This is a genomic window from Lysinibacillus sp. GW823-FHT02G10, assembly GCF_058797135.1.
Window position 1 is genome coordinate 518,463 of the sequence record NZ_JBXAJI010000001.1, and the last position, 25,006, is coordinate 543,468.

A 25,006-nucleotide genomic window follows, 5' to 3' on the forward strand; every position below is an offset into this window, starting at 1 on the left:
TCCATCATTAAAAGACGACCTTCCTTGTTAGAAAGTCGTCTTTTTCATGTGAATATGATGCATTTGCGGTTGCTTTTGGTTTCCAATTTTTAGTTGAATCAGAATCATCACAAGGACGATGATGATCATGCCAATAATAGCAGTTGTAAAATTGCCTGTGAAATCTCGAACAAGACCGACAAAGAAGGGGCCCAATGCAGCAAATACAAAGCCAACTGATTGTGTCATAGCAGCTAAGAAGCTAGCCTCGTGAATATCTTTGGCCTCATCAATTGGTAATGTTAGCCCTAATGAGAAAAGACCACCTGCACCAAGGCCAATCAGAATACTGCTCAGCCAAGGATTATAAGAAAACAGTAGCATCAATAATCCAATTAATTCTAATGATGAACTACCTACTAGCCATACGGCTCGATGCTGAAAACGGTTATTTAATATAGGCACTAAAAATGTAGCTGGCATTTGGGCAATTGTTAATAGTGTCAGCATCATTCCAGCGTCGTGTTTGCTATAGCCTAAATTTTCTGCGATGGGAGGTAACCAAGCCATGATGGTATAAAACATGAAGGCCATTAAACCAAAAAAGCCTGTTAAAAGCCAAGCCTTTTGATTCATTAACATTTGCTTCACACTGTTGCTCTTACTAGGTGAATTTGTGACTGATGCAGTAACTGCTTTTTGTTCAATTGGCTTCCACCAAAAGAATAAAGCGATTAAAGCAAGAATAGCCCAGGAGGCAGAAGAAGCTTGCCATGAATGAAAAAAATTGCTTAGTGGAATAGAAAGCCCAGAGCCAAGTGCAGCTCCTACTACAAGTGCTAGCGAGTAAATCCCCACTACACGGGAAGGGTTCGCAAATTTCTCCTTAATATAGCCCGATAACAGTGGTCCTACGATGGCAATGCCAATGCCTGATAACAAGGCTGTTACTAGCATGACCCAGGCAGTATTAGCAAAATATCTGGTAGCTGTTGCTAGTCCAATAAGAATAAGAGCGTAAGCGATAGTTCGCTCGATGCTCCAGCGATTAGCTAGTTTGATTGCGAAAGGTGCAAATAAGCCCATACATAGCACAGCTAAAGAAGTTAGCAAACTAGCAGTAGCTGCGCTCATATGTAAAGTCTGACGAATAGTTCCTAATAAGGGGGACACCGAAGTAATGACAGGCCGTAAATTAAAAGAAGCTAAAATAATGGCAATAATTGGTACGATTTTGTGTTTTATATTCATTGTCTTTCCTCTCCGTCCTATCAAATAAATAGTAAGCCTAAATTGAAGTCTATCTGAATTAGAATGATTGAACAATACTATTATTACTATTACAATGATAGTTAGAAACTATGATAGGGCGTGGTCTATGTGGAAATACGGCATCTGCATTATTTTATGGCAGTCTATGAGGAGCTACATTTTACAAAAGCTGCTGAGAAACTTGGCATCTCTCAGCCAACGTTAAGCCAGCAAATACGTGTGCTGGAGGATGAGCTAGGAATGCCATTGTTCGATCGTATTGGCAAAAAAATTGTTGTGACTGAGGCAGGCTCTCTTTTGTTTAGCTATACAACAGAGGTATTTAATACATTACAAAATGTCAAAGATTCGATTAAAGATTTACAGGGGCTACAAGGGGGACAAATAAGTATTGGCATCATGCCATCTGATCTTGATTATCGGATTACACAGCTTGTTATTGATTTCCACCAAAAATTTCCAAAGGTAAAATTAAAGATACTTGCTTCCATCGATATTATGCGGCAGGTTCTCGAAAATGAAGTGGATATCGGTATTGGGACGAATGTAGAATCAGATGATCGATTGGTCATTATTCCTTTATGTAGAGAGGAATATGTACTGACCGTTTCAAAGGAGCATCCATTGGCACAGCAAACAGTGATCCCAATTGCTGAATTAGAAGGACTTCCTATGGTGATGTATCCAGAAGGTTTTCTTGGTAGAGAGATAGTAGAAGAGGCTGTAAAAAAGCATGGTTTTCACATTCATTCTATTCTTGAAACAAGCTCTGTCACGTCCATTATGAATCTCGTTCGAGCCAATATTGGTGTAACGGTGCAACCCTATCCTTTGCTCCAACAAATGAATGATCCTAGTTTGTGTAGTATACGAATTTCAAATGGTGCTCCAAGCCGAAGCCTATCCATTATTTTCCGTGTAGATCGCTATGTTAGTCAGGCAACTACTGCTATGATTGAGCAAATTAAACATTACTTTAAAAGTAAATAGGGTTAACAAAAAAGAAGATATAAAAATATGTTCCTTTTTTTGGGGAGTTCACATATACTATTTATAAACCGACAGTCAGTCTAATTTGTAGGGCAAGTCCTAGAAGCTTGTGCCTACAATTTTTTAACATAATAAATGACCGACTGCCGGTCTAAAGATAATAAGGGGTGTTTTTTATATGGAAATGCTAGTCAAAGAAAAAGGCTTTTCGAAAGATTTTATCATTATGGTAGCTGGGCAGATTATTTCTATTTTAGGCTCTGCGCTTTTAAGATTTGCTCTTTCACTTTTTGTTTTAGATATAACAGGACGGGCAGATCTTTTTGCTGTGCTTTTCGCTATTTCAAGCCTACCTGTTTTACTTACACCATTTGGTGGCGCTATAGCAGATCGTTTTAATCGGCGAAATTTAATGGTCCTATTTGATTTTATCAGTAGTGGCATTGTAATGATTTTTTTTATTGTATTACTAACAGACAATCATTCTGTGCTATGGATTGGGTTGGTTATGGTGCTTCTTTCATTCATTAGTGCAATGTACACGCCAGCTGTAATGGCTAGTATTCCGCTATTAGTTAGCGAACAAAAGCTTGAGCAGGCTAATGGGATCGTCAATGGGGTTCAGGCATTAGCAGGAGTGACAGCACCTGTGCTAGGGGGGATACTATATGGAATGCTTGGCCTCAAACTTCTCGTCATAGTAAGTGGTTTATTATTTTTCTTTACGGCTATTGTAGAAATGTTTATGACAATCCCATTTGTGAAACGTAGCTATGATGGTCATTTAATGCCGACCTTAATCAAAGACATGAAAGAAGGTTTTACTTATGTGGTGAAGCAAACTTTTATTTTAAAATGTACGCTACTTGCTGCTTTATTGAATTTACTATTGACCCCACTTTTTATCGTTGGTGTGCCTATTATTCTTCGTGTCACGATGAAAAGTAGTGATACATTGTATGGAATAGGAATGGGGATTATTGATTTTGCGACGATTTTAGGCGCGTTAACGATGGGGTACTTTGCAAAAAAGCTGCGTATTCACACCCTCTATATTTGGGTATTGATGTCAGCCTTTTTGGTAATTCCCATGGCTATGTCTGTGCTCCCTCGCGCCCTTCAAATTGGCTATTATCCATCGTATAGCTTATTTATTGGTTGTGCTCTTATCATTGCGATGATGATGACGATTATCTCCATTTACGTAATGACCCTTGTCCAAAAAGAAACACCAAATGAACAATTAGGGAAAGTCATGGCAATTATGATGGCAGTATCACAGTGTATGGCACCACTTGGGCAGATGGGGTATGGGTTGCTATTTGAGTTCTTTCAAGCCAACATCTATATACCAGTCTTTATAATCTCTGTGTGTGTATTATTATTAGCTTTCGTAACGAAAAGAATATGGCGATTGGAGGTCAAATAAATTGCTAGAACAAAGAAAACCACCTTTTCATTGGTAGTTTTCTTTGTAAAGCGATACTTAGCTAAAATCTTCGGGTTCTTTGACGAGGCCTATGCCTGCTCGTAGGAGTATTGGAAGGAAGGGTTGGAAACAGTAGCGTTGGCATATGTTGTGTATTATCTCCTATATGAATAGTAATGGATTCTTCTTCTTGAGGTGAGACTACCTTTTCTTCCTCAAGTTCTGAGTGTTCTACCTCATTTAATAGTGGTGCTGAAGATTCACTATGATGGGTAGTACTTGTAGGATTTGAAGGATTTGTGGGAGCTGTTGATTCTTGATGTGTTCCAGGATGTTCTACTGCTGCATGAGGCTGCTGAACAGCATGGACGTCTTTCATAACGAGAATGGGTCGCATCATATCATGATCCTCATGCTCAAGGAAATGACAATGCCACATATAATTCCCGACATGATCTTTCCAATGCATAATAATTTTTGTCACCTTTCCAGCGTCAGCCTTCACAGTGTCTTTCCAACCTCGCTCATAGTCTCTTGGTTCTTCAGGCGGCCCTGTAAATTGTACGATGCCTTCATTTTGATAGATTTCTAAATCAAACGGCCTTCGTTCCAGAATTTTAAATTGAATGAGGTGCAGGTGAATAGGATGGATAAAGGGTGTAGCATTAATAAAGCTCCAGATTTCCACACTATCTAAAGAAGGTTTTTCCGTTGCTGGATCATGGTACATACGATCATTTAACAGCAACATAGGTCTACCAAACTCATCGGTAGTCGCCGTCAATGGTAGTTGTCTTTCAATATGGGCATGGTGTGGATGTAGATCCATAGAAACGGCAAGTCTTTCTGGAATCTCACTTGTATCTTCACATTTCAAAGGTAAAGTTACTCGAAACTGCATAATCACGTTTGTGTGTTCATCACTGAAATCGGTATCAGTATTAAGTAAGGTAATCTCCTGTCCAGCACAGCTTGAAAAATCGATAATGACATCCGTGCGTTCAGCTGGCAGCAACTCGACAGATTGGATAAGTTGTGGTGCTGATAAGAAACCGCCATCTGTACCAATTTGAAACATTGGTTGATCATTGGAAAGACTGATGACATAGCCTCGTCGATTAGAGCCATTTAGTAAACGAAATCTATATTTACGTGGCTCAACATCTAAAAAAGGCCATAGTTTTCCGTTAACCACTATCGTATTGCCAACAAAGCCTGGTGTGATAGAGGGATGAACAGGCACGGGAAAGGGTGGTTCGTCAGGATAAAACAATGAGCCATCCTCATTAAACGTTTTATCTTGAATTAAAATCGGATATTCATAGTCTCCACATGGTAAATTAGAGCGTTCCTCAAGGGCATCCCTCAGTAAATAAAAGCCTGCTAATCCTGCATATACATTTAAACGTGTTAAAGCCATGGCATGGTCATGATACCACATGGTAGTGCCAGGTTGATGATTCGTATATTCATGTATTTCCTTATTAAATTTTGGACCAGTATGCCGATAGTCTCTTGTGTACCATGCTTCAGGATGGCCATCACTCTGCCAATCCACATTGGCACCATGTAAGTGAGTAACTGTTCTTACTTCTTGTGAATCGTTTGCAGCATGAAGCGTAAAATCTACTGGTAAAAAGTGCTGTAAGGGCAGCTGGTTTTTGTATTTCACATAGATAGTTTTATCTTTAGAAGCTTCTATGGTTGGCCCTGGGTAAAGCCCATTGTAGCCCCAAATTAATGAGTTTGGAAAATGCTTATGAAAACGATGCTGGCCCTCCATCATGACCAATTCGTAATATTCATTCTTCTGTTGCCCTCTGCTGTATTTTGGTTTAGCAATCATTGGTTTTGGAAGTTCATCTACAAATTTTGGAATCGTTGCTGGATCAGAAGGGTTAATTTGCATACTCACAACATCACGTCCCTTTTCGATACTAAAAAAGCTAATTAACTCATCATATGGGTAAAAACAACAGGTAACGAGGACAAAAATGGAGAAAAATGTGTAAAGACATAAAAAAATTACCTACATATTATGATGGGATAAGATGATTCACTTTCAAGCAAACAGATGTAAGATTTTAAAACAATCATCACAAAAGATTTTTGCGTTGTAGGTAATAGTTGGTATCATACGAAAAAGGCGGACTAAGTGAATACATATGTCTTATAATTGAGAAAGCACAAAGTAAACTGGATGATATGGGGTATGGAGAAGTGGTGAAACGGTGGAATTAACATTAGAAGAATTAAATAAAACGATAATGGAGATGCGCACAAAGGGGTATTTAACGAAAGCACTAAAGCTTGCTGATCAAGGTCTTTTAGTCGCATTAGAGAGCAATAACTATCCATATGTCATGGATTTGTACTATCAAAAAATATTAGTTCATCATTCTTTAGGTGACACATTAAGCATGGTTAATCTTATTCATGATTATGAGGCCATTTGTCAAAATTATGGTACGACAAAAGATTTAATGCATTATCATTTAGTAATGTCATTAATCTATGATTTAGTTGGCATCCGTGAAAAAACGGTGGAGATGACGAAAAAATCTATCGCCTATGCACAGGAGCTACAAGATCCTGTCATGCTTGTTCGCTGTCATAATAATCTATGCTATTTAGAGGTAGAGAAGGGCTGTACAAAGGAAGCACTTCAAGCAGGGCTATTAGCTAGAGAATATAATAAATCTCTTGCTAGAACAATGCCTGATCTAGCAAAATTACATGATATTCGTATTAATAATAATTTAGCAGATGTGTATATTTTAGAAGGGGATTTTAAAAAGGGGAAGGCATTGCTGGACAGTACGTTATCCTCTACTATTATTCATCATCATAAACGAGAAAAAGTAGCGGCATTGTTTGGCTACGGTTTTTTATTTGAAAAACAGCAAAAGCTTGAAGAAGCTGTATTTTATTATAAACAAGCCATAGATCTTGCCCGATCTTATGGAGATAAGCCAATTACAAAAAAAGTGATGCGCTTACTGTTAAATGTATTGTATCAATTGGATTGGCGAGATGAAATTTTTGATGTACAGCGTGAATATATTGATCTCTCGGAAAAAATGAGTGTTGCAAATTTATTACAACAAGTAATGAACTTAGAATTTAAGCGTCAAAAGGAAAAGCTTGAGAAAAAAGCACATTATGATCCATTAACAGGCGTTTTAAATCGACATTTTTTAGACTATGAGCTACAGGAATGGCTCAATGCAGCCGAAATAACGCAATCCTATGTATGTATTACGGTTTTGGATGTCGATTATTTTAAACTATTTAACGACACGCATGGTCATTTATTTGGAGATATGATTTTACAGCTTTTAGCTAACAGCTTGAAGGATTTTTTACAGGATGAAGATGTGGAAATTATTCGTTATGGCGGAGATGAATTCATCCTTTGTTTTAGGCATTCTCAGAAGGACTATATCAAAACATTGGTCCATAACACACATGCCTATTTGCTCTCACTAAAGCTCGAACAGGAACAGCAAAGTTATCCCTTAAGGGTCAGTATGGGTGCTTGCGTGAATAATCAGAAAAACTATCAATACAAGGAGCTATTTGAGCAAGCAGATAGCGGTTTATACCAAGCAAAGGCGAATGGCCGTGCTAGCTGTGTGCTATACGAATTATCATAATGACAGGTTCCTATTTACATAGTTAAATAGGAATTTTTCTTGTGATAGGACCATGTTTTTTATGCCCAAAACGAGGCTTCTATGAGGTGAAATGAAATTTACTGTAGTCATTGTTTGAAAACGTTGTTCTAGCAACGTACAATATATGAAATTAAGAAACACGACAGCACAAAATTGTTGTATAATGTTGTGGTATGAGGAAAGAAAGCAGGTTGACAAAATGGAAAGCAAAATGAATGGTTACACAGTTATAGACACACACATGCATCAGCTATGTGTTATGCCAAAACAGCTCGATGTGAAACATAAGGTGAATAGATGAAAAACTGGTTAATTTTCATTTCTGTCTTTATTGTTTCGTTGTCACTTGTCATTAGTATTTTAGTACTCTGGAAAGCCGAGGCTCCGTTCCGTTCAATTGAAGAGCAGGCTGAACAGTTGGCACTCGATGCCAAAGCCCTCGCAATTGTATCGGAGTCCTACACATATAATGGCAAACATTCGTATGTTACTGTGTTCGGGGTAGACGAATACGGTGATAAAAAAGCTGTCTTTGTTCCGACGAATCTAGACGAGGATTCCATTCAGGAAGTGATATTAGAAGATGGTATTACGGAAAAGCAAGCATTATCGGTTTTTAAAAATGAAGGAAATGTACAAAAAGTCCTCCACATGAAATTAGGCTATGAGGAGCCTGGCGCAGTTTGGGAAATTACATATCTGAACGACCACGACCAGCTCAACTATGTCTATATTCTGTTTAAGGATGGCGACTGGTGGAAGCGCATTACGAATTTATAAGAGGAGTAGATCCCGAATGAAAAATTTATTAGCAACACGTGTAAAAACTTTAACACCATCTTCAACATTAGCGATTACTGCAAAAGCAAAAGCATTGAAAGAGCAAGGTATTGATGTGATTGGTCTTGGAGCTGGTGAACCAGACTTTAATACACCTCAAAATATTTTAAATGCTGCCATTGATTCAATGGAGAAAGGGTATACAAAATATACACCTGCTGGCGGACTTCCAGTTCTGAAAAAAGCCATTATTGATAAGCTTCAACGCGACAATAACCTTACCTATCAGCCAAATGAAATCATTGTTGGTGTAGGGGCAAAGCATATTTTATACACGCTATTCCAAGTGATTTTAAATGAAGGTGACGAGGTTATTATTCCAATTCCTTATTGGGTGTCTTATCCAGAACAAGTGAAATTAGCTGGCGGCGTACCAGTTTATGTTGAAGGTACACGTGAACAAAGCTATAAAATTACAGCGGATCAACTGAGAGCAGCTGTGACAGACAAGACAAAAGCAGTGATTATTAATTCTCCTAGTAACCCATCAGGCATGATTTATTCTCGTGAAGAGCTTGCAGAACTTGCTGCTGTTGCAGAAGAAAAAGATATTTTAATCGTGTCAGATGAAATTTATGAGAAGCTTGTATACAATGGTATTGAGCATTTTTCAATTGCACAACTTTCTGATGCAGTGAAAGCACGTACAATCGTTGTAAATGGTGTGGCAAAATCTCACTCTATGACAGGCTGGCGTATTGGATATGCTGCAGGTGACACAGACATTATTAAAGCAATGACTGACCTTGCATCACACTCAACATCTAATGCGACAACAACAGCACAATATGCAACTGTGGAGGCGTATAATGGCTCTCAGGATGCGGTAGAGGAAATGCGTCAGGCATTTGAATCTCGTCTTGAAAAAATTTACCCACAGTTAAGTGCTATTCCTGGCTTCCATGTATTAAAGCCACAGGGTGCATTCTACCTATTACCAGACGTAGCAGAAGCTATGGCTCACACTGGCTATGATTCAGTAGATGCATTTGCTGCGGATATTTTAACAGAAGCAAACGTAGCAGTGATTCCAGGCTCTGGCTTCGGTACACCAACTACTATGCGATTATCTTATGCTACATCTTTAGACTTATTAGAAGAGGCAGTCCGTCGTATTGATACATTCGTAAAATCAAAATGGCAAGACTAATCCTTCTAGTCAACTTTGGAGGATTTCTATGAAAAAAATTATGATTAAAGATATGCCACAGCATATCGGTGAAACAGTCAAAATTGGCGCTTGGTTAGCCAATAAACGTTCAAGTGGAAAAATCGCGTTCCTACAGCTACGTGATGGCTCTGGCTTTGTACAGGGCGTTGTAGTGAAAGAAGAAGTAGGCGAAGAAATTTTTGCTACGGCAAAAGGGATGACGCAAGAAACTTCTATGTATGTGATTGGTGAGGTGAAAGCTGACGAACGTTCAAGCTTTGGCTGTGAGCTTGCTATAACTGGTATCGAGGTACTACATGCAGCAACAGATTTCCCAATCACACCAAAAGAACATGGTCCAGAATTTTTAATGGATAACCGTCATTTATGGCTGCGCTCTCGTAAACAACATGCCATTATGAAAATTCGTAATGAAATTATTCGCGCTACATACGAATTTTTTAATAACAACGGTTTTACAAAAATGGACCCACCAATTTTAACAGGTTCTGCGCCTGAAGGTACTTCAGAGCTGTTCCATACAAAATATTTTGATGAAGATGCTTATCTATCTCAATCTGGTCAGCTTTACATGGAAGCTGCTGCGATGGCTTTAGGAAAAGTCTTCTCATTCGGTCCAACTTTCCGTGCTGAAAAATCTAAGACTCGTCGTCATTTAATCGAGTTTTGGATGATTGAGCCTGAAATGGCATTCGTAGAATTTGAAGAAAATTTAGAAGTACAAGAGCAATATGTAGCGCACATCGTACAATCTGTACTTGAAAACTGCAAATTAGATCTAGAGCGACTTGGCCGTGATACATCAACACTTGAAAACATTAAAGCGCCATTCCCTCGAATTTCTTATGATGATGCGATTAAGCTTTTACACGAACAAGGCTTCGACGATATTGAGTGGGGCGATGATTTTGGTGCGCCTCATGAAACAGCGATTGCGAATTCATTTGACAAACCAGTATTTATTACTTGTTACCCAGTAGGTATTAAACCGTTCTATATGCAACCACACCCAGATCGTGATGATGTTGTATTATGTGCAGATTTAATTGCACCAGAGGGTTACGGAGAAATTATTGGTGGTTCAGAGCGAATCCATGACTACGATTTATTAAAATCACGTCTGGAAGAGCATAACCTATCATTAGATGCCTATGCTTGGTATTTGGAGCTTCGCAAACATGGCTCTGTCCCACATTCAGGTTTTGGTCTAGGGTTAGAGCGAACTGTAGCATGGATTTCAGGCACAGAGCATATCCGTGAAACAATTCCATTCCCACGTTTACTAAACCGCTTATATCCATAAGCTAATCAATTTAAAAGTCGCGTAGTGAACTATCTACGCGGCTTTTCTACTTACTTAAAGAAGGAGTCTGGAGAATAATGAACGTAAATAATCATCGACTCCGTACATGGACTGAGCAGAGAATGATTCCCATTCCACAGCTTTTTTTTCAGTTTTATAAGGAGTTAAACATGGAGGATGAAGAAGCACTGATTGTCATGCACTTATTGGCCTTTCATATGGAGGAGAATGACTTCCCAACACCTAATGATTTAAAAAATCGTCTCACAATGTCTGATAATGACATCACATCCCGTTTACAGCGATTAATGCAGAAGGGTTTTCTTGAAATTACACGAGATGTCGACGCGGGTGGCAAGCTATATGAAAAGTATTCCGTATACCCGCTATGGGAGCGCATTTTACAGATGATTGATATGAAAGAGCAGCAACAAACGGCAGTGACACTTCAGCAAGAAGAAGGGGAGATATTCCGTCTTTTTGAAGAGGAAATGGGGCGTCTTTTATCTCCTTTAGAACTTGAAAAAATTGGATGCTGGCTTGATGAGGACAAGCATAGTCCCGCACTCATCAAAGAGGCGCTAAAGGAGGCTGTCTTTGCTGGGAAATTGAGTATTCGCTATATTGATCGCATTTTATTAGAATGGAAAAAGAAAAATATTACGACACCTCAAGCCGCACAAAAGCAAAGTGAACAGTTCCGTGAGAAACAGACATTTAACAGAGCACCAGCTCGAACAGTTCAACAAGAAACGCAATCAACGGGTAGAGTTCCTTTTTATAATTGGTTGGAAGAAAGAGAATAGGGGGCATCCAGTTTGTTAACGAAAAAACAGTGGGAGCATTGTCTAGAAGAAATGGATCGAATGTTTCCCGACGCACATTGTGAGCTCGTCCATGACAATGCTTTTGAGCTAACGATTGCCACATTATTATCTGCACAATGTACAGATGTACTAGTCAATAAAGTAACGAAAACCTTATTTCAAAAATATAAAACACCAGAAGATTATTTAGCTGTTTCCATAGAGGAATTGCAACAGGATATTCGCTCTATTGGCCTTTATCGCAATAAGGCGAAGAACATTCAGGCTCTATGTCAACGTTTACTAGATGAGTACGGTGGCGAAATCCCTGCAACACGTGAAGCATTGGTGACATTACCAGGCGTAGGTCGAAAAACGGCCAATGTTGTGCTTTCAGTAGCCTTCGATATTCCAGCACTTGCAGTGGATACCCATGTGGAGCGAGTATCCAAACGCCTAGGGCTCTGTCGATGGAAAGATTCGGTGCTTGAAGTGGAAGAAACGATTATGAAGAAAACGCCAATGGACAAATGGTCAAAAACGCATCACCAATTAATTTTCTTTGGACGTTATCATTGTAAGGCCCAAAATCCTGGATGTGGTACTTGCCCTTTACTCGACGATTGTCGTGAAGGGCAAAAGCGTTTAAAGAAAGGCATGGTGAAGGAAGCATGAATAGTGAAGCCATTGCAAAAGAAAAAGTAGATGCATGGTTTGCCCAATGGACTTCACTACAAGCCGCTATCCATACAGCACATGATGCAAGAAATGGACTGGCAAAAGGGCTAATGGAAGATGCCATCGAGCTATTTGAACAACTTGTGCAAGCTGCAGGCGATGAAGTGCTACCGATTAATGGGGTTGAGCGATTAGCCTTTATTAAAGCTAAGCCAGGTCAATATGCATGCTATCGTCAACTAGATGAGCTATTTAAAGAAACGAAAAAGCGCACAGCACGACTGCGGATTCAAGCTAGTAAAAGTTAGAGTGGATGGATAGAGTATAAAAAGTGGATAGGACAGATAAAGTGAAGGATAGGACGCGAAAAGTGGCGGATAGACCTTCAAAACTGACGGATAGCCTCCTCAGAGCCCTTCATCAATAAAAAAACAAAAAACCGAGAAGCAGTGAATGAACTGCTTCTCGGTTTTTTTCTTTATTCTGAGCTTTGGTCTTCTTCATTTGGGTTGGTAGGCTCGGTAGGAGGTGTTGGCTGCTGATTTCCATCATTATTGCCATTGTTTCCACCATTGCCGTTATTTCCATGCCCATTGCCATTTCCATGCCCGTTATTACCATTATTATTGTTGTTATTACCGTTGTCGCCATTACCATTATTGTTATTACCTTGATCATTATCCTCTTGACCAGGATCAATCGGTAAATCAATATCTGGTTCATCTGGATCTTCCGTTTCCAAATCTTCCTCAGGGGTAGTTGTGATCTGGAAGGTAGTTGTCCCAGGCTCACTGCGTGTGCCATCTACAATGGCTACGACAGAGATTGTATAGTTACCATCTTCAAGCGTGTTAGCAACAGTTAAGCCTTTCGTGTCTGCTGTGCCAAGGACAACCGTTTCTCCACCTTCACGTGTGGCAGAAACTTCAAATGAAGTTGGTAATGGTTCATCGGTTTCTGGATTTAGGATGGCATCATGTTCCCAAGAAATATTGATCGACTGTGCTCCTAAATCTAAGTTTGCTGAAACATTATAAGGTGTAGATAGCTCTGGCGCCTCATAGACCTCAGAAACCTCTGTTGGTTCAGTCCCGCGAACGAATAACTCTGTTTGACGTAGTTCGCTAGGTGTATAGTCACTTGCCAATCTTAAAGGATTAGAGCCTACTTCCACCGTTGCTTCTACAACAGTACTTGGCTTTTTAAAGCTAGCTGTCTCAACATTCGCTGAAATTTCTTGCATAATCGTCTTAAATAAGTTTTGTGGTAATCGACGTTCTTCCCACGTTGTAATTGGATCAAAGTGTTTTTCATAGCCACTCCATATAGCGATGGAATAGTTAGTTGTGTAACCAGCAAACCATGAATCTGGTACACTTGTATTCGGTAAATTATATTTGTTAAAGTCTTCTGCTGAATAGTTAGTTGTACCTGTTTTACCTGCGATATCTAAGCCAGGCACATTGGCTGCAGTTCCTGAGGCATCAGGCTTATTGCCGACTACATCACGTAGCATGTCTGTTACCATGTAAGCCGTATAATCATTCATAGCCACTTTAGACTCAGGTGTATAGTTTTTAGACGTTTTACCATCTCGATAGACAATTTTTGTAATCGAATGTGGATCTGTGTAGACCCCGTTATTACCGAAAGCAGCATAGGAAGCTGCCATTTGAATAGGAGAGATAGTAATAGCACCACCGCCAATTGCATCGGACTCATAGAGGTTTTCTGTTTCAATTCCTAAACGTCCAACAAATTCCTTGGCTTTTTCTGTGCCAACCTCCTGTAATGCTTTGACAGCTGGAACGTTCCGTGAAGCATATAATGCTTTACGTGCAGTCATGGCACCCATATATCTGCCATCCCAGTTTGTGATTGTTTGCTTTGTACCTGTATAGTTCATTGGTTCGTCGACAAGTGTTTGACCTGTAGACCATTTTAAATATTCAATTGCTGGCCCATAGTCGACTAACGGTTTCATTGTGGAACCTGGTTGATTATTTGTTAAGTCCTCGGCATAATTCCAGCCACGTTCTGCACCATATTTACGACCGCCACCAACGGCTTGAATGGCACCTGTTTTTGTATCAACGACCGCCACACCTGACTGAATATCTTCAGTTGGGAAATTACTATCATCATTCATCACATTTTCTACAACTTGTTGAGCATTTGGATCAAGCGTCGTATAGACTTTGATTCCTTCTGCCATTGCCGAACCGTCACCATTATTTTCTAATTCATTAATAACAATATCCAGGAAGGCATCATATTTGGAACCTGCAAATGATTGGCGTGTTGCATCATCCGCTAAACCTGATTGAACTTCTGCTTTTTTGGCTTCTTCCATTTCGGCTTTAGAAATTTTTCCGTGTTGATACATTAATCCTAAAACGGTATTACGTCGTTTTTTTGCAAGCTCAGGGTTTTTTAATGGATTATACGCATTTGGTCGTTGCACTAGCCCTGCTAATAGTGCTTCTTCATCTAAAGTTAAATCTTTTAATTCTTTACCATAGAAGTATTGTGAGGCTGTGCCGAAGCCATAGATACGACCTGACATAAGCATTTTGTTGAAGTACATTTCAAAAATTTCTTCTTTCGTATACTTACGCTCTAATTGGAAGGCAAGCCATGCTTCCTGTGCTTTACGCTTTAATTTCTTCTCGTTTTGTAAAAATGAGTTTTTGACTACTTGCTGTGTTAAAGTTGATGCACCTTGCGCACCAAAGCCATCACGGAAGTTTGCAAGGATTGCACCGCCTAGACGATAAAAATCCATACCATGATGCTCAAAAAAGCGTACATCTTCTGTAGCCAGAATAGCATTGATCATATCTTCAGGTATATCTTCATATTTTATATATTTACGGTTTTCAGCACCGATTGTTGCAAATAATTCACCGTTTTTATCGTAGAACTCTGAAGAAACAGGATCTTTCAATAATTCTTCATCGAGCTCAGGAGCCGTGCTTGCATAGAAGGCAAATAATGCACCTCCTCCAATTAAGCCTGCTACACCGATGGCTAAGACAGTTAATAAAATGCGTTTAAACCATGTCTTAGCGGATGAGGCTGGTTTCGTTTTTTTCTTTTTATTTTTTTCAGCGAGAGCTTTTTGATGCTCTCCACGTGTTCGACGACGTTCAGTCATTCTTATTTCTCCTCACTTTCAGACCCGTAGCATTTTGCATCAATCAATTGTTGGATGATAGGTAAATAATCGATACGCGGATAATAGCTCGTGGGAATTTCATATGCCTCTTCTTCGATGATCGAAAAGGGTATCGATTTACGATTGCCATTTTCCATTGCTTGCCAGGCCTTTTGTAAAACTTTGTATGGCACAATAAAATATCGTTCAAAAGCAGAAAAACGAACGATAATAAAAGCCACACCATTTTGTTCCGTCACTTGCTGCATATGTGTCATTTGATGCTCATGAATATTTTTTAAGGGGAAACTTGTTTTGGAAGCCGTTTCCTTTGCATCAAAATCTATATAATGCCCATTCCAAACACCATTGTAGTCGGTTGTAGAGGGTGTTCGAAAATAAGCTTCACGAATGACAGCAGCACTTCGTGAAGGGTACTCTACTTTGACGATTTGCACAGGAACAGGTTTCTTATGAATGATAGCAAGTCGCCTTTTTATATAATAGTCGTTTGCTTCATTAATTTCATCTTCTAGCGTCTTCCCGCGATTACTAAAAGATAAATCTTTGCTTTTGCTCTTTTTTTCTGTTTTCTGTACAGAAGCATTTGGGGTATACAATTTCCCGTTTGGATAACGAATTGTCATTAAACTCACCCTTTACCTTACTGCTTTTCTATCCACTAGTTTACCATGATATAATAGCTGTTCTCTACCTCCATCATTCATGAAATTGTTACTAGAATAGTAGAAAACAAATGGTACGTATGAATAATTTGCGTCGAAAAATCGCCAGCTTTATTATTACTAGAATCGTCAAAATAACTGATAAATTTAAATAGGTCATTGGGATGAAAATATACTCACACAGCAACCTTTCATTCATGACGATTTTTTTGGTCAGAGGTTCACTATTAAAATTTTATCGAAAATCTTCTTCTTTCAGCTAACTTACGCTTATTTTGTCACGCCTGAAGGTAATTCTATACATACGAGGAATACTAAAGTAAAGCAAAGGAGGCGTTATTTTGAACAAGTTAGAACAATTAGTTGCGCAGTTAGATCTGGTCAATCAATTACTTTTCACGAGAGTGTCATTGGAAAACAATGCTCATAGTTTGCATTTTTTTATGCAACTTAAAGCGGTTAGCCAGAAAGTAAGCTTAGCAGAAAAGAACTGGCAAGTAAAGAATGCTTGTTCGCCTATTAGTAGTGAAAAATCATAGACTTTGGTACACTTATCTTATAAGCAATTGAACTAACGCAATAGCATGAAGATTGATACATTATTTTCCATAAAGGTGTGGTAAATAGGTGTCATAAACAGTGATATTTCCATAGATGACGAGCTGAACAAAACATACTCAGCATGTATATGCCGTCACTACGAAATATATTTGCTATGTATAATTGTTGAGAGATGAGGTGCAAAATTGTTAGTTATCCAGCAAACATCCAAATTAATAGATGAATGTGATCAGTGCGTTTCACGTTTTTGGCAAATGCGTGAGGAAGATCGAACACCTGATTTTTTTCAAGAGGTAAAGCCACATGCAGATGAAATTCATCAACTTTTAAAGGTATGGCAGCAAGAAGCCAATAAATGGATTCAAAAAAATCGACCAAAATACATGCATACGCAACAAATTGCTTCAGTCGTTGAATCGATGGAGCAATTTGTTGTGCAATCTTTTTATAAAGAAACAAGTAAAAAACGTTTTTTAGATGCCATACATTCTACTTCCTATACTTTGAAAATATTTGAACGATTAGTTAAGGAGGGAGAAAAGGATGCTATCGAAGAAACGAACGATTAGTGAGCTTTTACATGAGTGGAGATATGATGAAGAACTTAAAGAGCGTATCCTGCACTGGCAAACATTAGAGGGGCGTCCAGCGAACTATGCACCATTTCCCAGGAATTTACATCCTTCTTTAGTGAAAGCCTTACAGACAAGAGGGATTGAGCAGCTTTATACACATCAGCGAGAGGCATTTGATTTGGCACAGAGTGGTACATCTTTTACAGCGGTTACGCCAACTGCTTCAGGTAAATCCTATTGCTATCATCTGCCAGTGCTACAAAAAATAATGGAGGATAAAAATGCACGTGCCATTTATTTATTTCCAACAAAGGCACTGGCACAGGACCAGAAAAATGATTTGAATGAGCTCATTGAGCAAAGCGGTGAGGAGATTTTAAGCTATACCTATGATGGAGATACGGCTCCAGGCATTCGCCAAAAGGTTCGTAAGGCAGGGCATATCGTGATGACGAATCCTGATATGCTTCATTCGGGGATTTTGCCGCATCATACAAAATGGGTTTCACTTTTTGAGAATCTACAATATATTGTGATTGATGAATTGCATACATACAAAGGTGTGTTTGGTTCCCATGTGGCGCATGTTATTCGGAGATTAAAAAGAATTTGTGAATTTTATGGGAGTAAACCAGTGTTTATTTGTACATCGGCTACCATAAAAAATCCTAAAGAGCTTGCTGAGCTACTAACGAATGAATCTCACATGCTCATTGCTGATTCGGGTGCTCCAGTTGGTAAGAAAACCTTTCTTTTTTACAATCCGCCAATTATTCATAAAACATTTGGCGTGCGTAGAAGTGCTGTATTAGAGGTAAGTGATTTAGCTAAGAGGTTGTACACGGCTGGCATTCAATCCATTATTTTTGCCAAAAGTAGGGTACGAGTAGAAATGATTGTAACCTATTTAAAGGAACTTACACGTAATAAGCTGCTCGATGAATCTGTACGTGGCTATCGAGGTGGGTATCTGCCATCTGAACGACGTGTCATCGAAAAAGGCTTACGTGATGGGACAATCCAGACAGTAGTTAGCACCAATGCATTAGAATTAGGTGTCGATATTGGTCAATTACAAGCATGTATTATGACAGGTTACCCAGGAAATATTGCGAGTGCTTGGCAGCAAGCAGGACGTGCAGGGAGACGTCAGGATGAGGCATTGATTATTTATGTTGCGCAATCTTCCGCATTGGACCAGTATGTAGTCAATCATCCACTATTTTTACTAGGCAGTACACCAGAGGAAGCACGTATTTATCCAGAAAATATGCTGATTTTAATGGATCATTTGAAATGTGCTGCCTTCGAGCTACCTTTTTCAACAGGCGATACGTATGGAGAATATGACATACAAGAATTGCTGGAGTATTTAGCAGAAGAAGGGGTAGTTTTTAAGACGAGTGATAAATGGCATTGGATGAGTGATCGTTTCCCGGCGCATGATATTAGCTTACGTTCAGCGTCACAAGAAAATGTAGTCATTATTGATCTTACCATTCCTGCACAGACAAAGGTTATTGGTGAAATGGATCGTCATAGTGCCATGACACTCTTGCATGAAGAAGCCATTTACTTGCACCAAGGCATTCAGTTCCAAGTAGAGAAGCTTGACTGGGAAGAAAAGAAAGCCTACGTACGTGAAGTAGATGTTGATTACTATACAGATGCCAATCTAGCAGTTGAAATGAAAGTTTTAGAGGAAGATCGTAACCGTTCATATGCAGGTGGTACAATCTGCTTTGGCGATGTTGGCTTAGTTGCACAAGCAACGATTTTCAAGAAAATACGCTTCGGCACACATGACAATATTGGCTCAGGACCTATACATTTACCACCTGATGAAATGCATACAAGTGCTTCGTGGCTATCGTTTACAGCACCTGATAAATGGACAGAGGAAGAGCTAACAGATGCTATGACTGGGGTAGCCTACGCGATGAATGCCTTCATTCCTTTGTTTATTCAATGTGATAGTAGCGATGTAGCCGTTGTACCACAGGTGAAGGCCACACATAATGAGCGGCCAACGTTTTTTGTCTATGATAAGTATCCTGGTGGCATCGGTTTAAGTGAAAAGGTATATGAACTATGGGAAGAGCTAATCATGAAAACATATGAGCATGTTACAAATTGTGCATGTGAATCAGGCTGTCCTTCCTGTATTGGGGCACAAGAATCATTGCTCCAAACAAAAGGAAAGGTAGCTAAATTACTGCAACAATTAATGGCATAGTAAACAGAGGGTGAGGAACGCCAATATGTTCTTTCACCCTCTTGTTTGTATTCATGGTAAATCGATTTTCCTCGAAGAATATTTTGAATGAGGTTAACAATCATGTTACTCTTGCAAGAGAGATGTCTTATACAATAAGCAGAAAATGAGTGAAATTCATGTCTTACGAAAATAAAATATTACAAATGAAAAAAATGCTGGGAAAAAAACCGATGTCCGCCAAAAAAGTTGAAGAACCAGCGTTCCAAAAGCCTGCTAGGCCAAGCTATACAGAGCAATGGAAACAGGCGGGACTAACGGTTGTTGAAAATGATTTCGGCATCGTATTTAAGCGTCAAGTAAGCTATCCGTTTAGCTATCAGCATGGACATTATCAACTGCAATCATTCTTTGAAGCCCTGAAAAAATGGCAAGATGCTGAGTTTGATCATCCTTATGCGCTAGATATGGAAGAATCCGTCTTATTTTTTGACACGGAAACAACAGGTTTAAAGGGTGTTGGGACCCATATTTTTTTGCTTGGATTTTTAGAAGTAGCTGAAGAATCCTTTATCCTCACACAATATATTATGGCAGATCCTGCACATGAAGCAGCCTTCTTATTTGAATCCAAGCTTTGGCAAAAGTCAGCTACTGTGATTACCTATAATGGGAAAAGCTTTGATTGGCCACAGCTTGAAACACGATGGACATTGCATCAAAAAACCTTACCAAAATTACGTTCTCAGCGACAGATCGATTTGTTGCATAGTTCGAAGCGTTTATGGAAAAATGATATGGAGCGTTTAAAATTAAAATCTGTCGAGGAAGAAAAGCTTGGTTTTTCGCGTAAAGGGGATATTCCAGGCCATCTCGCACCTATTATTTATTTGGATGCAGTAAAAAGTGGCATTCCAGATGCTCTTATAAAGATTTTGCATCATAATGAGTGGGATTTACTATCACTTATCACACTGTATAGTCATTCTACGTATTTATTGTTCGAGCAGGACCATGAAGAATCAGCAAAAACTTTCACCAACATTGGGAAATGGTATGGTGATTTAAGAGAAAGCACACAAAGTGTGAGGATTTTAGAAAAGGTGACATCAAAATTTGATGCGCTAGAAGCGGGCCATGCTCAATATTATTTAGCTTTACAGCACAAGAAGAATAAACGCTATAGTGAAGCTATTGACTCATTCGTGGCCTCCCTTCATTTTGTTGAAGCAAGAACAAAGTTACATGCCCTTGAGCAGCTAGCCATACTTTATGAGCACAAAATGAAGGATTATGAGCAGGCCCTTTATTATACGCAAGAAGGCATAAGTCTCATTCGAAATAATGGGCAATGGAGAGCAGAACAAAAACAAAAATGGGAAATTTCTTGGGAAAAGAGACTACACAGATTAGGAAATAAGAAATAAATTCGTGGGTAAGCGCGTGAAACGACAAGTTTAGCCTTACAATTAGTATTTTCAGACGATATAATGTGATGAAGTATGCTATAATGTATTCGTGTATGTAGTGTGAGGAAGGGCGATGTGAATGGACATTAAATTAACGTCAAAAATGATCCTTGAAAAGGAATTTAAAAAGAACTTTAAAGGCTACAATGTAGAAGAAGTAGATTCTTTTCTTGATGAAATTATTCAAGACTATGAAACGTTTGAAAAAGTGGTGGCCCAACTACGTGAAGAAAATAGACAGTTAAAAGAAGAAATTGAAAGCACACCTAAGAGACAACCGGTTGCTTCAGCGGCAGCTGGTACAACGAATTTTGATATTTTAAAACGTCTTTCTAATTTAGAAAAACATGTATTTGGTAGCAAGCTGTACGAATAAATTTAGTCAATTATATTGTATTTAACATAAAACTCTAGTATAATCTTTCGTATCATCACGAAATTCTGGTAATCGCTGCGGCGCTAGACGTCGTAGAGGAAAGTCCATGCTCGCACGGTTCTGAGATGACCGTAGTGTTCGTGCTTACTGAAAAAATAAGGTAAGGCAGCTATTAAGGCTGACGGCGGAAGGAAAACCTAAGTCCTCTGGATATGGTTGACACTTCCTGAAAGTGCCACAGTGACGAAGCTTGCTTGGAAACTTGCAAGGTGGAACGAGGTAAACCCCACGAGTGAGAAACCCAAATTATGGTAGGGGCACTCTCTAGAAGGAATTGAACGGATAGAGGGACAGAGTTTGCTCTGTAGATAGATGATTACCACCTGATCGTACGAGGCGCAAGCTGTTTGAGTACTCGGGAACAAAACATGGCTTATGGAATTTTTTGATGCTTATCTACGAAATAACAAGCGCTCTCCAATTCGGTGGAGAGCTTTTATTTTGAATTCATGAGGAAAAAGTAACCTTGTTAATCAAGTCTTGGTATGCGCTATACGTTTGAGAAGTATCGCTACCGCTTCTAAGTCACAACATCTGAAAACGGTTATCGCATCAATGTGATGTATTGATCTTGACTGCTCACATACTTGTATTGTAAGCAAACGCCAGGTATAACAACCATCTCTATAAATGGTTTATCAGTTTAGGTGTATGGTTACCTGTTTATCAAGAGAATGCCTTCGGCGATTGTCATAGATTTACTTGAGGCGCTTTTCGAGCAAATTCGAAAAATCTGGACGCATTCATTACACGAAAGAGAAGCGTCAGTGACAATTACACCGAGCGTAATAGATTACATAGTGGTTGGCCTGACGTAAATGCCCTTCTGAGAGGGAGTATAGAGAGATAGGATGGAGCGGAAACATGAACGGAGTAAACAATTGGGAAAGTACGGATAAACTGAAACTGATATCTAAATATCCGACTTCCTTAATACTTAAAATCTTCGAAAATGTATCTGAAGGTATCATGATTACTGATGAATACAAAAAAATAGTAATGGTTAATCCTGCCTTTGAATTTGTGACAGGCTATACATGTGATGATGTGGTTGGAAAAACGCCAGCCGTTTTACAATCTGGTGTACATGAATTGCCGTTCTATTTAGAGATGTGGGAGCAGATACGACAAGAAGGCATTTGGCAAGGTGAGATATGGAATCGTCGTAAAACTGGAGACGTATATCCTGAATGGTTAACAATTGTTTGTGTAACCAACGATGAGGGTGAGGTTACAAATTACTGTGGTATTTTCACAGATTTGTCTGAAAGAAAAATAGTAGAAAATGAATTAGAAAAGCGTTTGCTCACGGATTCATTAACAGATGTATCCAATCGTTTTGCCTATATCGAAAGAATGGATAATCTCTTGGAATCGACTTCTGCTATTTCTCATTCAGTGCAGCATGCGATCTATTTCTTAGATTTGGATCGATTTAAGCAAATTAATGATACATTAGGCCATGCTGTTGGAGATTCAATTTTAATAGAAGTAGCAAATCGACTAAAAAAATTACTGAAAAATAAAGATATTATTGCAAGATATGGCGGAGATGAATTCGTCATTACATTAACCAATGTGAAAAATGTGAAAGAGGCTGCAAAATTTGCTGAACAAATTATTAGTAGTATTGAACAGCCAATGATGATAAATGATCAGGAAGTTTTTATTTCTACAAGTATTGGTATTAGCGTTTATCCAGTTGATAGTAAAAACACAGAAGAACTGATCAATTGTGCAGATAGAGCGATGACTTATTCAAAAAAGAATGAATTAAACGGCTATTCCTTCTATTTTGATGAACTGCAAACCGACGCACAACGAGTGCTATTGCTAGATTCTGAGTTAAGAAGAGCAATAGAAAACCGTGAATTTGAGCTACATTTTCAGCCAAAGATTTCTATGGAAAATGAGCAGATTCAAGGTTTAGAAGCACTAGTCCGCTGGAATAGCGAGAGGCTAGGCTTTGTTTCGCCTGCTGAGTTTATCACTTATGCGGAGGATACAGGTCTAATCATTCCATTAAGTGAGCTTATTATCGAAAAAGCATGTGAGGCAGTCATTCAAATGCAACAATATGGTTGGAAAACACCTGTCGCCATTAATATCTCGAGCATTCACTTTAAACAGCAGAATTTTTTGGAGTCGATACAAACAATATTAGAGCGCTATAATATGCCAGCTAACAATTTTGAAATAGAAGTGACAGAGCGAACGGTGATGAACAGTGCCAATGAGACAGTTAGTAAATTGGTTCGTTTAAAACAATTAGGCTTTAAAATCTCAATCGATGATTTTGGGACTGGCTATTCATCCTTAAGCTATTTGGTTCGCTTCCCATTAGATTGTTTAAAAATTGATCGTAGCTTTATCCAGCATATTGGATCACTCGATGAAAAACAGGCAGTTGTAGATGCGATTATTCAAATGTCCCATCGCTTAAAAATGAAAGTTGTTGCTGAAGGTGTAGAACAAGCACAACAAGTGGATATACTACGTAAAATGAACTGTGATATTATCCAAGGCTATTATTACAGCAAACCACTCCCGTTAAACGAATTGATGGAGTTTATGGAGTATTGGGAAATTGAGCATCAAGGAAGGAAATAATCTATGGCAAACTATCAATTAGTAGCTACGTCAGCAATGGGCTTAGAAGCTATTGTGGCACAAGAAGTAAAAGCACTTGGCTATGAAACAACCGTTGACAATGGCAAAGTATATTTTGAAGGTGATGAAACGGCGATTGCGCGTACCAATCTATGGCTACGTGTAGCGGATCGTGTAAAGATTGTTGTTGGGCAATTCCCAGCAAAATCGTTCGAACAATTATTTGAAAGTGTAAAGGCACTCCCTTGGGAGAAGTATTTACCAGTGGACGCTGCTTTTCCTGTTTCAGGAAAGTCCGTAAAATCGAAATTATTTAGTGTACCTGATTGTCAAGCCATTACCAAAAAAGCAATCGTTGAGCGAATGAAACAGCATTATAAGCGTCTTGGCTTTTTAGATGAATCTGGAGCGACTTACAAAATTGAGGTTTCAATTTTAAAAGATGTGGCGACACTAACGATTGATACATCTGGAGCTGGCCTACATAAGCGTGGCTATCGTCAGGCTCAAGGTGAGGCACCATTAAAAGAAACATTAGCAGCTGCACTTGTACAAATTTCAAAATGGAATCCAAATCGCCCGTTTGTTGACCCATTCTGTGGCTCTGGTACTATTGCATTGGAAGCGGCGATGTTTGGACAAAATATAGCTCCAGGCTATAACCGAGAATTTATTTCTGAGGAATGGCCATGGATGAAAGCTGCAATCTGGGATACGGTTCGTGATGAAGCAGATAGTTTAGCGAACTATGATCAGCCGTTAGAAATTATTGGTTCCGATATTGATCACCGTATGGTCAGCATTGCGCAAGAAAACGCAATGGAAGCAGGCTTTGGAGAGTTAATCACGTTTAAGCAGATGCAAGCACGTGATTTTACAACACAGTTAACGGATGGTGTCATGATTGGGAACCCGCCGTACGGAGAGCGTATTGGTGATGTGGAAGTCGTGGAACAGGTGATTCGCGATGTTGGGAAGGTCATGAAAAACTATCCAACTTGGTCTGTATATATGCTATCCTCCATGAAGAATTTTGAAGAATTATATGGACGCCAAGCGACGAAAAAACGTAAATTATTTAATGGTTTTATTGAAACAAATTATTATCAGTTCTGGGGTCAAAAGTCTAAAAGAGATTAACGAATAGTAACG

General features: G+C 39.0%; 20 protein-coding genes and 1 other RNA gene. 17 read left to right on the forward strand and 4 right to left on the reverse strand.

The window, feature by feature from the left end; genetic code table 11:
- Nucleotides 1–27: 27 nt before the first annotated feature.
- Nucleotides 28–1,230, reverse strand: coding sequence for an MFS transporter (locus AC1RFD_RS02585; RefSeq protein ID WP_115673415.1), 1,203 nt, complete (start codon nt 1,228–1,230; stop codon nt 28–30).
- A gap of 129 nt (nt 1,231–1,359) precedes the next feature.
- Here AC1RFD_RS02585 and AC1RFD_RS02590 point away from each other — a divergent pair, with 129 nt between their 5' ends.
- On the forward strand, nt 1,360–2,241 hold the full coding sequence (locus tag AC1RFD_RS02590) for a LysR family transcriptional regulator (RefSeq protein WP_048389964.1): 882 nt from the start codon (nt 1,360–1,362) through the stop codon (nt 2,239–2,241).
- Nucleotides 2,242–2,419: 178 nt separating this feature from the next.
- Complete coding sequence (locus AC1RFD_RS02595) at nt 2,420–3,670, forward strand: MFS transporter (protein ID WP_431810380.1); 1,251 nt, start codon at nt 2,420–2,422, stop codon at nt 3,668–3,670.
- 61 nt (nt 3,671–3,731) lie between these two features.
- Here AC1RFD_RS02595 and AC1RFD_RS02600 read toward each other — a convergent pair whose 3' ends face one another.
- A complete protein-coding gene (locus AC1RFD_RS02600; protein WP_492474464.1) occupies nt 3,732–5,585 on the reverse strand; it encodes a multicopper oxidase family protein in 1,854 nt (617 codons plus the stop codon).
- Nucleotides 5,586–5,901: 316 nt separating this feature from the next.
- Between AC1RFD_RS02600 and AC1RFD_RS02605 the strand changes: the two genes are divergently transcribed.
- The 7 genes from AC1RFD_RS02605 to AC1RFD_RS02635 all read left to right on the forward strand — a co-directional run bounded on the left by AC1RFD_RS02605 (nt 5,902) and on the right by AC1RFD_RS02635 (nt 12,453).
- Nucleotides 5,902–7,326 (forward strand): tetratricopeptide repeat-containing diguanylate cyclase, encoded by a 1,425-nt coding sequence (locus AC1RFD_RS02605; RefSeq protein ID WP_288583718.1) that lies wholly within the window; start codon nt 5,902–5,904, stop codon nt 7,324–7,326.
- A gap of 318 nt (nt 7,327–7,644) precedes the next feature.
- Entirely contained in the window at nt 7,645–8,127 is a 483-nt protein-coding gene (locus AC1RFD_RS02610; protein ID WP_048389969.1) for a cell wall elongation regulator TseB-like domain-containing protein, read from the forward strand.
- Nucleotides 8,128–8,143: 16 nt separating this feature from the next.
- Nucleotides 8,144–9,337 carry a pyridoxal phosphate-dependent aminotransferase gene (locus AC1RFD_RS02615; RefSeq protein WP_048389971.1) on the forward strand — a complete coding sequence of 398 codons (1,194 nt, stop codon included), beginning with the start codon at nt 8,144–8,146 and terminating at the stop codon, nt 9,335–9,337.
- Between the two features lie 28 nt (nt 9,338–9,365).
- Nucleotides 9,366–10,661: an asparagine--tRNA ligase gene (gene asnS, locus AC1RFD_RS02620; protein WP_048389973.1), complete on the forward strand. Its 1,296-nt coding sequence runs from the start codon at nt 9,366–9,368 to the stop codon at nt 10,659–10,661.
- Nucleotides 10,662–10,738: 77 nt separating this feature from the next.
- The gene (locus tag AC1RFD_RS02625; protein ID WP_016994290.1) at nt 10,739–11,467 is read left to right on the forward strand and encodes a DnaD domain-containing protein; all 729 of its coding nucleotides are present in this window, start codon (nt 10,739–10,741) and stop codon (nt 11,465–11,467) included.
- A gap of 12 nt (nt 11,468–11,479) precedes the next feature.
- Complete coding sequence (gene nth, locus AC1RFD_RS02630) at nt 11,480–12,142, forward strand: endonuclease III (RefSeq protein WP_048389975.1); 663 nt, start codon at nt 11,480–11,482, stop codon at nt 12,140–12,142.
- A complete protein-coding gene (locus AC1RFD_RS02635; RefSeq protein WP_066037666.1) occupies nt 12,139–12,453 on the forward strand; it encodes a YpoC family protein in 315 nt (104 codons plus the stop codon). The genes nth and AC1RFD_RS02635 overlap by 4 nt, the downstream gene beginning before the upstream one ends.
- Nucleotides 12,454–12,623: 170 nt before the next feature.
- On the opposite strand, the gene AC1RFD_RS02640 is transcribed toward AC1RFD_RS02635, so the two are convergent.
- Both AC1RFD_RS02640 and recU read right to left on the reverse strand, forming a co-directional pair.
- Nucleotides 12,624–15,302, reverse strand: coding sequence for a PBP1A family penicillin-binding protein (locus tag AC1RFD_RS02640; RefSeq protein WP_492474465.1), 2,679 nt, complete (start codon nt 15,300–15,302; stop codon nt 12,624–12,626).
- Nucleotides 15,303–15,304: 2 nt separating this feature from the next.
- Nucleotides 15,305–15,949, reverse strand: a complete 645-nt coding sequence (gene recU / locus AC1RFD_RS02645; protein WP_048389981.1) for a Holliday junction resolvase RecU — start codon at nt 15,947–15,949, stop codon at nt 15,305–15,307.
- A gap of 380 nt (nt 15,950–16,329) precedes the next feature.
- Between recU and AC1RFD_RS02650 the strand changes: the two genes are divergently transcribed.
- The 8 genes from AC1RFD_RS02650 to AC1RFD_RS02685 all read left to right on the forward strand — a co-directional run bounded on the left by AC1RFD_RS02650 (nt 16,330) and on the right by AC1RFD_RS02685 (nt 24,994).
- Nucleotides 16,330–16,527: a hypothetical protein gene (locus AC1RFD_RS02650; protein WP_004225568.1), complete on the forward strand. Its 198-nt coding sequence runs from the start codon at nt 16,330–16,332 to the stop codon at nt 16,525–16,527.
- 207 nt (nt 16,528–16,734) lie between these two features.
- Nucleotides 16,735–17,118, forward strand: a complete 384-nt coding sequence (locus tag AC1RFD_RS02655; RefSeq protein WP_054550767.1) for a YppE family protein — start codon at nt 16,735–16,737, stop codon at nt 17,116–17,118.
- The gene (locus AC1RFD_RS02660; RefSeq protein WP_066037669.1) at nt 17,093–19,360 is read left to right on the forward strand and encodes a DEAD/DEAH box helicase; all 2,268 of its coding nucleotides are present in this window, start codon (nt 17,093–17,095) and stop codon (nt 19,358–19,360) included. Before AC1RFD_RS02655 ends, AC1RFD_RS02660 begins: the two co-directional genes overlap by 26 nt.
- 158 nt (nt 19,361–19,518) lie before the next feature.
- Nucleotides 19,519–20,766, forward strand: coding sequence for a ribonuclease H-like domain-containing protein (locus tag AC1RFD_RS02665; protein ID WP_492474466.1), 1,248 nt, complete (start codon nt 19,519–19,521; stop codon nt 20,764–20,766).
- Between the two features lie 121 nt (nt 20,767–20,887).
- Nucleotides 20,888–21,184: a cell division regulator GpsB gene (gene gpsB / locus AC1RFD_RS02670; protein WP_004269307.1), complete on the forward strand. Its 297-nt coding sequence runs from the start codon at nt 20,888–20,890 to the stop codon at nt 21,182–21,184.
- A 60-nt stretch (nt 21,185–21,244) separates the two neighbouring features.
- An RNA gene (gene rnpB / locus AC1RFD_RS02675) (RNase P RNA component class B) lies at nt 21,245–21,625 on the forward strand.
- 483 nt (nt 21,626–22,108) lie between these two features.
- Complete coding sequence (locus tag AC1RFD_RS02680) at nt 22,109–23,854, forward strand: GGDEF domain-containing phosphodiesterase (protein WP_054550770.1); 1,746 nt, start codon at nt 22,109–22,111, stop codon at nt 23,852–23,854.
- A 3-nt stretch (nt 23,855–23,857) separates the two neighbouring features.
- Nucleotides 23,858–24,994: a THUMP domain-containing class I SAM-dependent RNA methyltransferase gene (locus AC1RFD_RS02685; RefSeq protein ID WP_048389991.1), complete on the forward strand. Its 1,137-nt coding sequence runs from the start codon at nt 23,858–23,860 to the stop codon at nt 24,992–24,994.
- The last annotated feature ends 12 nt before the right edge of the window (nt 24,995–25,006 follow it).

What these genes read in the sequence shown, in the direction of transcription:
- AC1RFD_RS02585 (WP_115673415.1), bottom strand. Translation starts at nt 1,230, where the DNA reads ATGAATATAAAACACAAAATCGTACCAATTATTGCCATTATTTTAGCT.
- AC1RFD_RS02595 (WP_431810380.1), top strand. Translation starts at nt 2,420, where the DNA reads ATGGAAATGCTAGTCAAAGAAAAAGGCTTTTCGAAAGATTTTATCATT.
- AC1RFD_RS02610 (WP_048389969.1), top strand. Translation starts at nt 7,645, where the DNA reads ATGAAAAACTGGTTAATTTTCATTTCTGTCTTTATTGTTTCGTTGTCA.
- AC1RFD_RS02615 (WP_048389971.1), top strand. Translation starts at nt 8,144, where the DNA reads ATGAAAAATTTATTAGCAACACGTGTAAAAACTTTAACACCATCTTCA.
- asnS (WP_048389973.1), top strand. Translation starts at nt 9,366, where the DNA reads ATGAAAAAAATTATGATTAAAGATATGCCACAGCATATCGGTGAAACA.
- AC1RFD_RS02625 (WP_016994290.1), top strand. Translation starts at nt 10,739, where the DNA reads ATGAACGTAAATAATCATCGACTCCGTACATGGACTGAGCAGAGAATG.
- AC1RFD_RS02635 (WP_066037666.1), top strand. Translation starts at nt 12,139, where the DNA reads ATGAATAGTGAAGCCATTGCAAAAGAAAAAGTAGATGCATGGTTTGCC.
- AC1RFD_RS02640 (WP_492474465.1), bottom strand. Translation starts at nt 15,302, where the DNA reads ATGACTGAACGTCGTCGAACACGTGGAGAGCATCAAAAAGCTCTCGCT.
- recU (WP_048389981.1), bottom strand. Translation starts at nt 15,949, where the DNA reads ATGACAATTCGTTATCCAAACGGGAAATTGTATACCCCAAATGCTTCT.
- AC1RFD_RS02660 (WP_066037669.1), top strand. Translation starts at nt 17,093, where the DNA reads ATGCTATCGAAGAAACGAACGATTAGTGAGCTTTTACATGAGTGGAGA.
- AC1RFD_RS02665 (WP_492474466.1), top strand. Translation starts at nt 19,519, where the DNA reads ATGTCTTACGAAAATAAAATATTACAAATGAAAAAAATGCTGGGAAAA.
- gpsB (WP_004269307.1), top strand. Translation starts at nt 20,888, where the DNA reads ATGGACATTAAATTAACGTCAAAAATGATCCTTGAAAAGGAATTTAAA.
- AC1RFD_RS02680 (WP_054550770.1), top strand. Translation starts at nt 22,109, where the DNA reads ATGAACGGAGTAAACAATTGGGAAAGTACGGATAAACTGAAACTGATA.
- AC1RFD_RS02685 (WP_048389991.1), top strand. Translation starts at nt 23,858, where the DNA reads ATGGCAAACTATCAATTAGTAGCTACGTCAGCAATGGGCTTAGAAGCT.